A 15938-nucleotide genomic window follows, 5' to 3' on the forward strand; every position below is an offset into this window, starting at 1 on the left:
ATCTATAAACAATTTAGAAAATTGTGCTACAAAAATATCAATACAACATTCTAAATCTGATTGTCTCTTCAATATCCTTGATTTCTTGAACAAATTCGTCAGTGTAGCCTTTGCTAATATCCATAATTACATAGCCAATTTTCTCATTAGTTTTCAAGTATTGTCCAATAATATTGATGTGATGTTTAGCAAAAATATTGTTGATTTTGGCCAAAATTCCTGGGACATTTTTGTGAATATGCAATAAACGATGTGAATCAACCAATAATGGAAGTTGTACCTCAGGGAAATTTACACTACCTGTTGTGCTACCATTATTCATATATTCGAGTAAACGCTCTGGTACATAATGACCAATGCCTTCTTGAGCTTCTTCGGTGCTGCCACCAATGTGCGGGGTTAAGATAACATTTGGCAAGCCACGCAATTCGTTTTCAAATGGTTCGCTATTGGTTTTTGGTTCGTAAGGAAATACATCCACACCAGCACCGCCAACTTTACCTGACTTAATAGCTTCTACCAAAGCAGGTACTTCAACTACGTGTCCACGAGCAAGATTCATGAAAATTACACCATCTTTCATCATCTCAAACTCACGTTTACCAAAAACATTGGTGTTTTCTTTACGGCCATCAATGTGCATACTTACCACATCCGACACTCGCAATACTTCTTCTAAAGAACGGCATTTCTTGGCATTTCCAATTGGCATTTTATCCACAATATCATAGAAATAAACTTCCATTCCAAGTGCTTCGCCGATTACAGAAAGTTGTGTCCCGATATGTCCATAGCCAATTAAGCCTAATTTTTTGCCACGTACTTCAAAGCTATTATTGGCTGATTTGTCCCATTTACCAGCGTGCATTTGATTGCTTTTGGTCACTACATTACGAATCAGTAAAATCATTTCCCCAATCGCCAATTCTACAACTGAGCGAGTATTACTATATGGAGCATTGAAAACCGCAATTCCTTTTTCAGTAGATGTTTTAAGATCAATCTGATTTGTACCAATACAAAAAGCACCAATTGTAATGAGTTTATCGGCATTTTCAAGTACCTTTTTAGTAACGTTGGTTTTTGAACGAAGCCCCAAAATCGAAACACCTTTTATTTTTTCGATTAATTCTTCTTCGTCCATTGCTCCTTTGTGAGTTTCCACATCAAAACCTTCTCGCTTAAATGCTTCAATGGCTACTGAATGCACATTTTCAAGCAATAAAACTTTGATTCGACTTTTAGGATATGATTGACTACGAGGCAATTTATTTAAATATAAAAACTCATCCAATGAGGGTACAACATGGTCGGCTTTTGAGGTAACTTTTTCACGTTCTACATTTTCGGTGAAAGCATAGAAACGATTAGCCAAACCTGATGAACGAAGTTCATAATCAGTATAGCCATCGCCAATGGCATAAATATCTCCGTCTAAGTTCAACGAACCTAATAATTTAACTTTTCCTTTTTCATGGGCAAGTACATTATTTTGGTCAACGCCAATGATATTATCTTCTGCATCAAATACAAAAGTATTGGCATATACATTTGCTTCTTTGATACCCATTGAAGTAACAATTGGTACAATAAATTCTTTGAAACCACCAGAAATGATTAAAATATTATCGGCATATTCTCGCAAAAACTTCTCATTTCGCTGAAATGACTCTGATACTTGCGTGTGGAGAAAATCAACTAATTTTTCGATATGAGAACGATTAGCTTTTAATAACTCAATTCGGCGGCTAAGAGCCTCCGAGAAAGTAATTTCGCCATTCATTCCTTGCTCTGTCAAACTTCTGATTTGACTGACTATTTTTTCTTGAGTTGCACTGCCTGCAAGGGCAATATTTGCCAATTCGTCGAGACCTTCTACTTTGGTAAAAGTACTATCGAAATCTATAATATAATAGGTATTGTTCATTAAACTATATCCTCTAAAAAGGAACTTTGTTTTGGTTGGAAATAATGTTTATTTGGTCGGTCGATAGAGACGCAATGCATTGCGTCTCTACGCCGTGTACGTGTCCTGTTTGACATGATAGAGACGCCATGCATGGCGTTTCTATGTGCGATGATTAATATTGTAATGCAATTTGAATATGCTCAAAATGATGTTTTGTATGCCATGCCGCCATACTTAGTGCTTGTGCCAATGTTAAGTTTATTTGACGAAGTGCATGATAAAATGTTTTGTCAAAATCATTTGCTGACATGGTCTTCATCAAATGAACCCAACGTTTGTGTGTGGCTTCGAGAAGCAATAAAGCATCGGCTGGTGGCGTACTGGATATTTCAGGAGTAGCATTCCATGCGTTGATGTTTGCTACAAAACCCACAGGGTTTTCGTCAGAAAGTGCTTGCTTGAAACGAGCATAGTGCATGATGTGCATATCAGAGATGTGAGTCAATAACTGACGTACATTCCATGCCCCATCACGATACTGCTTTGCTAAATCTTCTTCCGAAAGCTTTTTGGTGAGTCGTTTGTATTTTGCTGGATATTTTTCAATCACAGCAATATTTCGTTCGATTTCTTTAATCGAATAACTTTTTTTTACTTTCCATTTTCCGATAGGATATTGGCGTTGTTCGAGTGTCATTGCCGAGGTCATTGACGAAAAAGGTTTTGTTGTCAAACCAAATTTACGGACTATTTTATAAGAACAAATCAGAAAAACATTTGATTTTAAATAAATAAGAAAATAATGAAGAAAATTCTTCAAATAGTTATATAAATGTATGAAGTATCAGGATTTAAGTATATAGGATTTGGGTATTAGGATTTAGGTATTGGGATTTAGATTGTAAGAGTTTTTGTTTGAATGGCGTTGGTTATTATATTGCATATAACCAATAACCAAATACCCATCTTTGTATACGGTATATGAAAAATTTGCCGTTAACTAATATTACAACCTAATACCTAAGTCCTAAAACCTCTCAAGGTACAGGGTCATATCCGTGCGTATGACTAAAAGGATGACAACGAGAAATGCGTTTTGCAGTTAGCCAAAAACCTTTAAAAAAACCATGTTTTTGAAAAGCTTCAACCGAGTATTGTGAGCAAGTAGGTGTAAAACGGCATGAAGGTGGAAACCAAGGCGAAATACCCGCTTGGTACAATCGGATAAGAAAGATAGCAATGTATTTCATTTTGAGAAGTGAGATACGAGAAGTGAGATACGAGGAGGGAAATTAGAGATTTATATCATAAAACATCTCATATTCCGAATCTCAATCTCACATCAAATTTATTCAAATAATAAAAACAAGGTAACAGTATGCGTAGTCAATCTATCAATGCCTTGAATGGCTGTGCCACGAGAATTGACTGGGTCAACTAAGTTTTGGATTCCATGAGAAAAATGTAATTCAGGAGCAAATTTGAAATATTCACGAAAAATCTCAATTCCAGTACCATACTCAATGCTGAAATCACTGGTTTTGGTCGAAAATTGTTGGCGTTTTTTTCGATTTACGGCATTGGTTTCTACCCCATATCGCATTCCTCCAAAAACATACATTCGTACATTTCCACGCCTTTCCGATTTGTACTTAAACATGACTGGCAATTCAAACCAAGCTGTTTCACGAAGTTCTTCTCGTTGTCCAAATTTGTTGACATCATTGTCAGGGAGAGCAGTATTAATAAAACGGTATTCTAATCTTCGTCCATAAATTGCTACCGTTGGCAAAACCCGAAAATCAAAATAATCATTCAATCGAAAATTAGCCAAACCACCCATTTTTAAACCATAAGTTGGAGGAGAAGTGATGGCATAATAATTATCTTTATTGACAAAATAATTATTAAATTTAACATTGAAATAAGTATTTGTTAGACCCAAAAAATAACCAAATCTCATAGCTTTGGCATCGTAATCGGCTTGAAAATGCCGACGAGTTTGCTGGGCAAAAAGGCTCGAAGTAAGCATCAATAAAATCAATATTTTGAAGCTAACTCGAACAAACGGGACGTTTTTCATAAATAATATTAAAAGATGGCCAAACTTTTATGGCTTTTTGCCAAGATATATTGAACAAGTACCGAAAGTAAGAGGAATACATTTTGTTTGATGAAATCCTGCTTTTTCAAATACTTGTAAAAAATCATTTCCTTCGGGGAATGCTTTTACAGATTCGGGTAAATAACTATAAGCCGAGCTATCAGGCGAGATTAATCTTCCTATTAATGGCAATATTTTTGAACTGTAAAAACCATATAACTGCTTGATAACAGGTGTTTTAGGATTTGAAAATTCCATGACCATGCATGTGCCACCTGATTTGGTTACTCGACACATATCTGTTAGGCCTTTCTCCAAATTTTCAAAGTTACGTACTCCAAAAGAAACGATAACTGCATCGAAAGTATTGTTATCGAATAGCAATTTCTCCGAATCGCCCATTTGTAGCTCAATTTTTTTCTCCAAACCAAGCTTCTTCATTTTCTCACGACCAAAAGAAAGCATTCCTTCTGAAATATCAACACCAATTACTTTTTCTGGATTTAATTGCTTTACAGCTTCAACAGCCAAATCGCCTGTACCTGTGGCAATGTCCAGAATCAATTTTGGTTTTTCGTTACGAAGCATCGAAATTGCTTTTTTTCTCCACCAAAAATCAATTCCTCCACTGAGCAGGTGATTCAAAAAATCATATTTAGGCGAAACGTTGTCAAACATCTCAGCGATTTGCTCACGTTTGCTGCTATCTTTTTCTTTATAAGGTACTACCATATATGTGTACAACAACTTTCCAAGTTGTTAAAGGAAATTTAATTAAAACAAGTCCGCAAAATTACGAAACTACTATTTGATAACTGATTGATTATCAGAAAAGTTTTTCACGAATACTTTTTTGTATATTTGAAAGCTAAAGAGAAAAGCTATTATGCAATACATCAAACATTACTCATCTCCAATTGGGGTTTTGGAACTTGTGGCAAGTGATCTGCATTTGACACATGTTTTGTTTCGTGAAGCCCAGAAAAAACCAAGCCGACAGTTAGATGAAACCACTGAAAATTCGTTGATAGTAGAAGAATGTATCAAACAATTTGATGCTTATTTTGCAGGAAAGCTGAAGGATTTTGATTTACCATTACTTCCACAAGGAACTGATTTTCAGCGAAATGTGTGGGAATATCTCAAAACGATTCCTTATGGGAAAACTATTTCTTATCTTGAGTTTTCTCGAAGAATAGGCAATGAAAAAGCCATTAGGGCGGTAGGTACAGCCAATGGACGTAATCCATTGACAATTATACTGCCTTGTCATCGGGTTATTGGCTCGGATGGAAGTTTGGTTGGATATGGTGGTGACTTATGGCGGAAGGAATGGCTGCTTCGCCATGAAGGTAGTTTGCCGAGGCAAGGGCAATTGGGCTTATTTTGAAAAATTTCTCAATTATTGATGAATAAGTATTTTTGAATTATAATGTATTTTCTTCTAAATTAGGGGTAAAATTCAACTCAAATGTCATCTATACAAACTATCAAAACTTATTATGGAAACAGCTATTAATCAGACATTTACAGATCAAAAAACGCACACTTCCACAAATAAACTTCTATTAGAAATCCCTCTTTATGTTTATGTGAGTGTAATTGCTTCAATGTGTGTTATTTTGGGTATTTTGTGGGACATTGCTTGGCACATGAGCATCGGGCGTGATGGACTTTTTTCAGCTCCACACGTGGTGGTTTATGTAGGTGCTGCTTTTGCAGGAATTTTTTCTGGTTATCAGGTTTTAAAGACTTCTTTTTGGGGAAGTAAACTTGAAAAAGGTAAAATGGTTAACTTTTGGGGCATTTTTTACAGCTCTTTGGGCGGACTTTTCTGTATTTGGGGTGGAATTGCCTCACTAACGTCTGCTCCATTTGATGATTGGTGGCATAATACTTACGGTCTTGATGTGCAAATCCTTTCTCCACCACACGCAGTTTTGCTATTGGGTTTGATGAGTGTTCAAATGGGGGCAATGATTGGAACGCTCGCTTTTTTGAATAGAAATGATAAAGTTGCTTCTCTTTCAACAGAAGAAAATGATAGACGTAACAATCGACTTCAATGGATGTTTATGCTAACAGCCGCTTTTTTCATTACTTCAATTTTTACTTTTTTGTCAGAATCGTTGGGGCGTTGGGCAATGCACCGACCATCATTCTATCAAGTGGCAAGTGCAGCGTTCCCTTTTATCATGCTTGCTGCTGGGCGTGCATCTGGTAAAAAATGGGGAACAACCTATATTTGTCTTGTTTTCTTAGTTTTTCATTGGGCTGTCAATGCTACATTGAGATTGTTACCTGCCGAGCCTTTACTTGGGCCAATTCATAACAAAATTACTACTTATCAAACACTGGGTTTTCCTTTGTTACTATTCATTCCTGCATTTGCCATTGATTGGTTGAGAGATAAGTTTGCAGCAAAAAATGACTTAGTTCTAACTTTAATCTTAGGTTTTACATTTACAGCAATTCTATTTATTACAAATTACCCATTTGGAACATTCCTGCATGAATCGCCATTGACTCGAAACTGGTTTTGGGGTAGTAGTTCATGGTCTTTTCAGAATGATGCCGACTGGGAATATCGTTATAAATTTAGCACTCGCAATGCTATTGATTTAATTTCTTGGGCAAAAGGACTTGGCTTAGCTTTACTTTTTAGCCTTATCTCTTCCAGAATCGGTCTTGCTTGGGGAAATTGGATGAAACAAATTCAGAGATAAATATAATGAGTGAATGAGCGAGTGATAGAATGAGTGAATGGGAAAACTACAAGAATGAATTGCTCAATATTACACGCTAAAATTTTCTAAAACAGGTCTTAAATTTAACAAAAATGATATTTCAGAAAATAAAAAATACCTTTTTAAAATTTATCTTAATACTTATCCTTTGTTCCCCTTTAGGGGTTAGGGGTCATATTGGCAGTGCAGGTGTTGTGCAAGAAGGGAAAGCAGGAAATTACCAAGTACAAGTATATGTCGAGCCACCTGATGTGATTCCAGGCACAGCCAAAGTTTCGGTGATGCTTGATGGAAAAGATATCACAAGCGTTAGAATGAGTCCGATTTATTTCTTTACTGGAGATGAAGGTTCACCTCGCTCAGATGAAGGAGTTTTATCAGCATCGGGCAGCTATGATGGACAAATATGGCTCATGGAAAGTGGTGCTGCCAGTGTGAAAATAACCATTGAAGGGGCAAGAGGTAAAGGCGAAGTATTGATACCGATTGCTGCACTTTCAACGGCTCAACGGAAACTTCCAAGCTCATTGGGCTGGATTTTAGCTGGCTTGGCTTTGCTTTTAGTTGGAATTATGACCACTATTATTGGTGCAAGTACGGGTGATAGTTTACTCAAAGCAGGACAATCACTTGATAAAAATACGCAAAAACGTCGTTTGATTGGCTCAACTATTGGGGCATCTTTTTGCGGACTACTCTTGTTTGGTGGAAATATTTGGTGGAATGCCGAATCGTCTGATTACCAAAGGTTTATGTATCAGCCATACACTGCTACATCAACAATAAAGATTGAAAATGGTGAACGTGTTTTGAGCTTTAAAATAGATTCTGCTTCGGTTAGAGGACGTTTGACGAGTTTTATTATACCCGACCACGGTAAACTAATGCACATGTTCTTGGTAAAAGAAGGAACCATGGATGTTTTTGCTCACTTACACCCTTCTCGCAAAGATACAGTTACTTTTGAAGCACCTTTGGGTAGCTTGCCAGCAGGGAAATATTTGATTTTTGCAGATGTCTTGCGTTATCATGGTTTACAAAATACTATTGCTGACACAGTCGAGATTCCACAAACACCAAAAGTGAATGTTGCCCCTGTTTTTTCTGGAGATTCGGATGATACTTTCGTTGTTACAAATGCTCTCAATAAACAAGCTACTTCGACACAAGATGCTACAATAACGATATGTGGAACTCCTGGAGTAAAGACTAAACTTCAAGATGGTTCGAGTATTGTTTGGGAAGAAAAACCAAATCAGAAATTACAATCAGGGAAAGTGTATGATTTGAAATTTTCGGTGCTTGCTCCTGATGGTAAAGCTGCTGAGTTACAGACCTATTTGGGTATGATGGGGCATGCGGCTGTCATCAAAGACGATGCTTCGGTATATATTCATTTACACCCAAATGGTACATTTTCATCAACAGCCGTACAGGTAATGCAAAAAAGAATAGACGAAAAAACCAACGCTCGTCCAAATCTGAATAATCCAAAGCGATTTAGAGATAGTGTTGATAATGTGTTGGCAAAGCTTCAAACCATGACTGAAGACGAGCGAGATAAATTTCTAATGGGCGATATGAAACACGAAGCCAACGGGCATCATGGTGGTGAAGTTGTTTTCCCTTATGTTTTTCCGAAGGCTGGTAATTATCGTATTTGGTTACAAGTGAAACGTGAAGGTAAGATTCTTACGGGTGTTTTTGATGCTCAAGTGATATAAAAGCAATAGATATTTAAAGGTTTTTTGCATAAATTTGATAATTGGTGATAGGTATATGGTCACCATAAAATTAAAATCTTCTATAAATTTTCAAAAAATATGAATAAAACACCATTTTCTAAGATTATTGCTGGCACAATGACATGGGGCGTTTGGGGAAAAGATTGCAATACTAAGCAGATGATTGAATTGATGAATTGTTGTTTAGAAAATAGCATTACCACATTTGACCATGCAGATATTTATGGAGACTATACCACTGAAACGGCTTTTGGAAATGCTTTTAGTGAAAGTAAAATCGACAGAAATGAAATACAACTGATTTCGAAGTGTGGTATTCAAATGGAATCAGAAAAAAGAAAAAATGCAATAAAACACTATGATTACTCCACTTCTTATATAATCTGGTCTGTTGAACAATCATTGAGAAACTTACAAACCGATTATTTAGACTTGCTATTGTTGCATCGTCCCAGCCCATTGATGAAAGCTGATGAAATTGCAGAAGCAATTGAAAAACTTAAACAAGATGGAAAAATTATAGATTTTGGCGTTTCAAATTTTACGCCGCTACAAACAGATTTAATGGAGACGAAAATCAAAATTAACTATAACCAAATCAGGTTTTCCGTCACTCATTTTGAAGCAATGCTCAATGGAAGTTTAGACCACATGCAAACACATCATATTATACCCATGTCTTGGTCTCCATTGGGAAGTGTTTTCAAAAAAGATGATGAACAAGCTCAACGTGTAAATAAAATCGCTACAAATTTTTCGTTAAAATACAACGTTCCTGTTGATGTCATACTTCTTGCATGGATTTTGAAACATCCTTCAGGGATTTTACCTGTTTGTGGCACAGCAGACCAATCAAGAATCGCCAACCTAATGAAAGCAACGACTGTAGAGATGGAATTGCAGGATTGGTTTACTCTTTGGTCTGAAAGTTCGGGTGTTCCAGTCCCATAATTTTTTTGCTTATCGTACATAATATTTTTTATTACATATTGTCAATTTATGTTCAATGAATATTGAGCTTTTGGTTTAGGTAGCACACTTGCAAATTTCCAAACAGGGCAATATATATACGATGTAAGTAAACAAAACTCCGTTCAAATCTTAACAGATGAGCGGAGTTTTTTTATTGTCAATTCATCTGTCAGACAAATAAGTAAAAATACTCAAATATTAGAATATTACAACAAATTACGTATAATGATAAAATTTTATTTAAACTTGTTTTTGTTGTTTTTTAATATTTAAAACCAATATTTGTATTTTTCAATACATACTTTTGTATGTTTTTTAATTTTTCTTGAAAAAATATCAAAAAATTAAACATGATATTTTTTAGTATATTAGAACAGTAGAGTTATAATTTAATCAAAAATGTACTATTTATTTGTATTTTTCAAATTAATTATTTAAATAAAACAGTTATTTTGACTAAAATAGTATTTTTTTTGACTAAAAATTTTTTTATTTAATTTTCACATACTACTTTTAAACATTAATTCTTAGATAAGTACAATAGTTCTACATCAAACAACTCTTTTCCGACCGCAAATATGGGATGTTTGAAACCTAATAATTACTACGCTTAAAATGCGGATTTGAAGAGCATTGCTTAATTGCTTATTTTTTATGCTCTTAGAAATGATGGGAGGAAACCATCGATACTAGAAATATTATTTGTAAAGATTATACAGACCGAATCTTCTTTGAATTTCGGTCAAAAAGATACACTTCGTCTAAACTAAACTCTAAAATTTTCTCTTTAGACCGATTATTACAAAACCGAGCGGTCGGAGTCTTGTAATATCGGTCGAAAAGAGAAATCTTATCAATGCTAAATATGGAAAAAACGCTACTTACTTATTTCTATAAATAACAACAATTCTTGTAACGACCAATCTATTCCAATTAATAAACTAAGAAAAACAATGAGCAACATGATTAACAGAAGAAATCTTCTAAGAACTGGTTTGATGACAATCGGCGGAATGGCATTAGCTCCGCATATTTCGATGGGTGCATTTTCAGGAACTCATTTTACGCTTGATGAACAAAACAGACTTTATTATAGTCCGCTTTTGAGAGAACATTTCTTGGATGAAAGACCAGACATCACAGCGATGGTTGCACGCTTGAATGCAAATGAAAACCCTTATGGACCACCAGAAAGTACTAAAAAGGCTGTTGCAGAAGCTGTTTCTGGCGGAAACCGTTATTCATGGAAAGAGTTGGCAACTTTGGTTGATAAAATTGCTAAAAAAGAAGGAGTAACCGATAAGCATATCATGATGGGTCCAGGTTCATCTGATTTACTTGAAAAAGTAGCATTGGTTCAGTTTATGAATGGTGGAAATGTGGTTTCTGCTGACCCAACTTATATGTCGTTGATTCGTGTTGCTGAATCGGTTGGTGCAACTTGGAAAGCGGTTCCTTGCAAAAGTGATTGGTCGCATGACCTCAAAGCAATGGAAGCAGCGATCGATAAAGATACAAAATTAGTATATATTTGTAATCCAAATAATCCAGTTGGTAGTATTACGGCAGGTAAGGAATTATTAGATTTCTGCTCACGTGTATCTGAAAAAGTGCCAATTTTTGTTGATGAGGCTTACCTCGAATTAGCCGAAGGAACAGGTACAGAAAGTATGGTTTCTTTACTTGCTCAAAAGAAAAATGTAATTATCGCTCGTACATTCTCTAAAATTATGGGTATGGCAGGTCTTCGTGTAGGATACGCAGTAGGACAGCCAGAATTCCTTGACAAAATTCAAAAAATCACCAGAGGTGGTATGGGTATTTCTCATACATCTGTTTTGGGAGCAATAGCGAGTTTTGAAGATACTGAGTTTCAGACAATGACCAAAAAGCTAAATACAGCTTGTAAAGAATATTTGTATGAAAGTCTTACAAAGATGGGTTACAAATATATTCCTTCATATACCAATTTTGTTATTTTCCCAGTCAATATTGACGGTAAAGCATTCCTTTCAAAAATGTCAGCTAAAGGAGTGATGATTCGTGTTTTTGATATTCAAGATAAGCCTTGGTGCAGGGTAAGCATGGGAACAATGGATGAAATGAAGTTTTTTGTAAAAGCATTAGGCGAGTTATCTTAGTTTTTAATCATAGGTTGAATATAGAGTTAGGATTTGGAGAAGCTCATGGCTTCTCCAAAATTTTTATTTTCTTGAATTTGCCTAATTTTTATGCTGTATAAATGGCTGATAATAAGACTCTTATTGATTGTCCATTTTCCATTATTCATTATCCATTAAATAAAAAAACGATGGTTGAGGCAGTACAAAAAACGCTTATCCTCCTTCTATTAATTGGGTTAGGATTTGCCCTTAGAAGTAAAATCAAAAACAAAACCGAAATAAATGGTGTCAAAGAAATTATTTTGTCAATCGCACTCCCATCAACGGTATTTATAGCTTTGATGGGCATAAAAATAAGCGTTTCTTTACTTATCTACCCTATTTTAACACTTGGATTTAATTTTTTTATTTTCTTAACTGCCCCCTATTTTTTGCCAGTTTTCGGTATAGATAAAAATAGTACATCAGGTAGAACGTTAACCATGCTTTTGCCTTCTTTAGCACCTGGTTTGTCAAGTTTTCCGTTCATTAATGAATTTTTGGGTGATGAATCACTGGCTTTGGCGGCCATGGGCGATGTTGGAAATAAATTTTTTGCCTTGAATTTTCTTTATTTTGTAGCCATGAAAATGTACCTCAGAAATAACCAAGCTGAGGAAGTAAGTGAAAAAGGAAAAGTTAAAAGTCTGTTGCTGAGTTTGGTTAAAGAACCCATCAATATTATCATGCTTTTGGCAATTATTTTCCTTTCTTTTGGAATTAATATGAAGTCATTACCAACTGCTATTGCCGAATTATTCAATCGAGCAAGTAGTTTAATGACGCCTTTGGTTTTGATTTATATCGGTTTAGCAGTACAATTCAAAGAAGGGAAAATCAAATTGGTAAGTTCAATTTTGCTTTTTAGAGCAGGAATTACGATATTGTTTAGTGTTTTGATTATCAAAGTTTTCAATATCAGCTCACCAAACCTTATTTTATTAGCAGTTGTTGTGCCTTTGAGTTCGTGTAGTTTTTGGCCATTTGCTCATATTTCAGCTATAAATTTGAAGGAAGAAGATAAAAACTTAGCCAAAGAAAGAAAAACTTTTGACATAAATTTAGCGGTCTTGATTTTAGCATTTTCATTACCACTTTCAACAATTTTGGTAATGGGAATATTAGCATCAGGTCAGTTTTTTGCACATACAGGCACATTATTAATTACAGGGCTAATTTTTACGGGTTTAGGACTTGCTCCTCACATGCTAAAAAAATCAAAAACTTCCCTGAAACTTTCAAAAGTATCAAGTTAAATCAGAATAGATAGGCTAAGCTTAAAGGCCTAACAAAATACCAAAAACTACCTGCCATGTTGCCCGAAAGGTGTCGCGTGGCATTTTTTGTGTAAATAAGATTGCTTTTGTTTGAAGTGTTAGAGTAGAAAGTTTCTAAATATTGTTTTCTAAGGCAAACTTAATAAGCTCAGTAGATTTTGTAATTGAAAGTTTGAAGTAAATATTCTTTCGATGAGTTTTTACGGTTTCTAAACCTAAAAATAGTTTTTCGGCAATCTCCCCTGTGCTTAGGCCAGTTTTAATCATTCGAATTATCTCTACTTCTCTGGGGGTAAGAGAAAATTGCTTTACAAAAAAATCGTCGTGGTAAAGGTTTTGTCGAGGTTGATTTAGTTTTGGGTCATAATAATTTTCACCATTTAAAACACAATCAATACCAAGAATCAATTCTTCTTTGGTTGAATTTTTTAGTAAATAACCATCAACTTTTAATTGTTTCGACTGCTCAATAAACCTTGCTTCGGTGTACATAGAAAGAAAAATAATCTTGATAGTTTCAAATGATTTTCTTAGTTCTGCTGCTAAATCAAATCCATTGATTGACGGTAAATTGATATCCAATAAAATCACATCGGGTCTCGTGACCATAGCCATTGTTAATACATCTTTTCCATCAAATACTTGCCCGACAATATTATAGTGGTCAGAGATAAGTTGTTTTACACCTTCATTAAATAGCGTATGGTCATCTGCTATGAGCAGTTTCGGCTTCATTATTTTTTACTTTTTATAGGTAATTCTATGATTACGGTCGTTCCCTTGGCACTCGAATCAATATCGAGTTCTGCACCCAAAAATTGGACCCTTGAATTTATATTCTTTAGTCCAATTCCCCAATTATTTTTATCAGATTTTATACCGACTCCATCATCCTCGACCAAAATCTGCAGTGACTCCTGATAATAGATTAATTGAATGATAGCATTTTGGGCTTTAGAATGTTTGAGGATATTATTGATTAATTCAGTGATTATTCGATAAACATTTATTTTAATATCTGGATTTAATCGTTGTTTTTCTCCGAAAGTGATAAAAGTAAATTTTATATTAGAAACATTTTGAACACGATCAATGGTAGTATGTAATGCTTGTATAAGTCCATCATTTTCGAGTTCAGGAGGAGCGAGGTTTCGAGAGATATACCTTAAATCATCTATGGCTTGTTCTACCAAATTAATGGTTTCTTGACTAACTTTTTCATAGGCAATTTTGCCTTTAATAACTGAGAGTGTTCCGCCCAAATCATCGTGTAAGTCTTTTGCAATGCGTTGGCGTTCAGTCTCTTGAGTTTGGATTACTTTTGCAGCAAGCTCATTTTTTGTGTTGGCTAACTCAAAGGCGAATTGCGTATTTTTTTCTTTAAGTTTTAAAGAACGAAAAATTAAACCTAGTAAAACAGCTGAAAATATCAATGTAGCTATCAAAAAGTATATAATTAGGTTGCGTATATTGGTTTTATTTTCAAGAACCTTATTGTTTAGTTCTGAAATCTGTAATTCTTTCTCTTTAGTTTTATATCTTTCTTGAAACTCTGCATAGTTTTTTTCAAGTTCACCATGAATATTTATATCAATTTGGGTATATAGTTTTTCATGGTAAACAAGGGCTGAATCTAAATTTTTTAATTTTTTAAAAGTTTTATATTTAAGGTCATAAATATTGCCGATATATTTATCGGCATCGATTAGTTTAGCGTTTGATTTCCAATAAATTAAGGTAGATATTGCTCTATCACATTGTTTTAAGGTGTTATGATATTGTTTTTTCTTAAAGTAGTACTCGCCCAAACTCTGGAGAATCGTATAATCTAAATATAGGCTTCGTGCAGGGCTACGTGTCCATAATCTTGCAAGCGTGAAGTACTTTTCTGCTTTGGCTATATTGTCTAAACCTAAGTAACCGAAGCCTAAGTATTTGTAGGCAGCCCCTAAAAATTGGAAAGCCGAATATGTCTTGTCTTGCGAAACTATTTTTAGCATTTGATTACTAATTTTGATAGTTTCAATAAAGTTTTGTTTTTCTAATTGCCAATCTGCCATATAGCCCAAGACTAAAACTTGATAAGTGGGCTGTTTTGCTTTATTAGCTAATTCTAAGGCTTTTTTATAGTAAATAGGATACTCACTTTCTTTTTTTCTGTTTTGGTTTATCATTTCTCTTCCTGCCCCAAGGCGAAGCAAACCCAAAGCAGCTTGAGCATAAAATCCTTTTTTTTCGAGGTCATCAATATTTGCTGTAAATATATCAGTTCCTGTTCTGAAATTTCCTTCTTGAAACATCATTTCAGCTTTAGCAAGATTGCTAAGGTTTTCTCCGTATGCTGATTTATAAGTAGCTGTATAATTAAATAAAGAATCTCTCCAGTTACCCTTTATGTTTGGGTGGTAATGTGCTATTAGTTCATAAAATAGAGTCAAGATTTTATTGTTTCTTGTTTCTGAAAGAGGTTGAGTTTTAAGGAATGTTATTGTGGAGTATAAGCTATCGGGGATAGACCTCATTTGTGAAAAAACAGGGTATGGAATCTGTATAAAGATGTATAATAAAACAACTAATCTTAACTTAGTTGGTATATAATAACTGCCCATTTTGGTCCAATATATATAAGTTTATACAAAAATATACTATTTAGACAGTAGATAAAATACCCCGAAAGGGGTATTGTCTGAAGGGTTTTCGATTTAGAACTTTGTTAAGTTAAACAAATAGCCCAATGACTTGCCTATCAGAGCCTACACACGAAGATATTATCTTACTTCGAGCTTCTATTAATTATACCGAGTTTCATTTAATCAATGGAAAAAAACTCATTAGTAGTTATCATCTATCCTACCATGAAAATCAAATAAAAGGTTTCTTGCGTATTAATAAATCGTATCTAATAAATCCATCTTATATCGAAAAAATTAAAGCTTTCGGTCGTAGAAAAGAGGTGCAACTTAAAAATGGTGAATGTATCAGTGTGAGTAGGCGGCGGCGGCGAGTTTTGGAAAGTCTGTAA

Annotated in this window: 14 protein-coding genes; 7 read left to right on the top strand and 7 right to left on the bottom strand. The window is 34.7% G+C overall.

The window, feature by feature from the left end; translation table 11 throughout:
* Positions 1-37 precede the first annotated feature (37 nt).
* The 5 genes from serA to ubiE all read right to left on the bottom strand — a co-directional run bounded on the left by serA (position 38) and on the right by ubiE (position 4745).
* Positions 38-1927, bottom strand: a complete 1890-nt coding sequence (gene serA / locus ACQUQZ_RS03065) for a phosphoglycerate dehydrogenase (protein WP_435353274.1) — start codon at positions 1925-1927, stop codon at positions 38-40.
* Positions 1928-2081: 154 nt separating this feature from the next.
* Positions 2082-2618, bottom strand: a complete 537-nt coding sequence (locus tag ACQUQZ_RS03070) for a YfiT family bacillithiol transferase (protein ID WP_435353275.1) — start codon at positions 2616-2618, stop codon at positions 2082-2084.
* Positions 2619-2946: 328 nt separating this feature from the next.
* Positions 2947-3159 carry a membrane protein insertion efficiency factor YidD gene (yidD, locus tag ACQUQZ_RS03075; protein ID WP_435353276.1) on the bottom strand — a complete coding sequence of 71 codons (213 nt, stop codon included), beginning with the start codon at positions 3157-3159 and terminating at the stop codon, positions 2947-2949.
* 98 nt (positions 3160-3257) lie between these two features.
* Positions 3258-3992, bottom strand: coding sequence for a porin family protein (locus ACQUQZ_RS03080; RefSeq protein WP_435353277.1), 735 nt, complete (start codon positions 3990-3992; stop codon positions 3258-3260).
* A 27-nt stretch (positions 3993-4019) separates the two neighbouring features.
* Positions 4020-4745, bottom strand: coding sequence for a bifunctional demethylmenaquinone methyltransferase/2-methoxy-6-polyprenyl-1,4-benzoquinol methylase UbiE (ubiE, locus tag ACQUQZ_RS03085; RefSeq protein WP_435357636.1), 726 nt, complete (start codon positions 4743-4745; stop codon positions 4020-4022).
* A gap of 154 nt (positions 4746-4899) precedes the next feature.
* On the opposite strand from ubiE, the gene ACQUQZ_RS03090 reads away from it, so the two are divergent.
* From ACQUQZ_RS03090 to ACQUQZ_RS03115, 6 genes are all read left to right on the top strand, one after another.
* Positions 4900-5403: a methylated-DNA--[protein]-cysteine S-methyltransferase gene (locus tag ACQUQZ_RS03090; protein WP_435353278.1), complete on the top strand. Its 504-nt coding sequence runs from the start codon at positions 4900-4902 to the stop codon at positions 5401-5403.
* Between the two features lie 112 nt (positions 5404-5515).
* A complete protein-coding gene (locus ACQUQZ_RS03095) occupies positions 5516-6739 on the top strand; it encodes a hypothetical protein (protein WP_435353279.1) in 1224 nt (407 codons plus the stop codon).
* A 113-nt stretch (positions 6740-6852) separates the two neighbouring features.
* A complete protein-coding gene (locus tag ACQUQZ_RS03100) occupies positions 6853-8484 on the top strand; it encodes a hypothetical protein (protein ID WP_435353280.1) in 1632 nt (543 codons plus the stop codon).
* Between the two features lie 99 nt (positions 8485-8583).
* A complete protein-coding gene (locus tag ACQUQZ_RS03105) occupies positions 8584-9456 on the top strand; it encodes an aldo/keto reductase (protein WP_435353281.1) in 873 nt (290 codons plus the stop codon).
* Between the two features lie 974 nt (positions 9457-10430).
* Positions 10431-11618, top strand: a complete 1188-nt coding sequence (locus ACQUQZ_RS03110; RefSeq protein ID WP_435353282.1) for a pyridoxal phosphate-dependent aminotransferase — start codon at positions 10431-10433, stop codon at positions 11616-11618.
* 101 nt (positions 11619-11719) lie between these two features.
* Positions 11720-12895, top strand: coding sequence for a hypothetical protein (locus tag ACQUQZ_RS03115; protein WP_435353283.1), 1176 nt, complete (start codon positions 11720-11722; stop codon positions 12893-12895).
* A gap of 135 nt (positions 12896-13030) precedes the next feature.
* On the opposite strand, the gene ACQUQZ_RS03120 is transcribed toward ACQUQZ_RS03115, so the two are convergent.
* Together ACQUQZ_RS03120 and ACQUQZ_RS03125 are read right to left on the bottom strand one after the other, a co-directional pair.
* A complete protein-coding gene (locus ACQUQZ_RS03120) occupies positions 13031-13651 on the bottom strand; it encodes a response regulator (RefSeq protein WP_435353284.1) in 621 nt (206 codons plus the stop codon).
* Positions 13651-15354: a sensor histidine kinase gene (locus ACQUQZ_RS03125; RefSeq protein ID WP_435353285.1), complete on the bottom strand. Its 1704-nt coding sequence runs from the start codon at positions 15352-15354 to the stop codon at positions 13651-13653. Before ACQUQZ_RS03125 ends, ACQUQZ_RS03120 begins: the two co-directional genes overlap by 1 nt.
* A gap of 296 nt (positions 15355-15650) precedes the next feature.
* On the opposite strand from ACQUQZ_RS03125, the gene ACQUQZ_RS03130 reads away from it, so the two are divergent.
* Positions 15651-15938 carry a LytTR family transcriptional regulator DNA-binding domain-containing protein gene (locus ACQUQZ_RS03130; RefSeq protein ID WP_435353286.1) on the top strand — a complete coding sequence of 96 codons (288 nt, stop codon included), beginning with the start codon at positions 15651-15653 and terminating at the stop codon, positions 15936-15938.

It is taken from the genome of Emticicia sp. SJ17W-69 (assembly GCF_051209875.1).
GTDB lineage: Bacteria > Bacteroidota > Bacteroidia > Cytophagales > Spirosomataceae > Emticicia.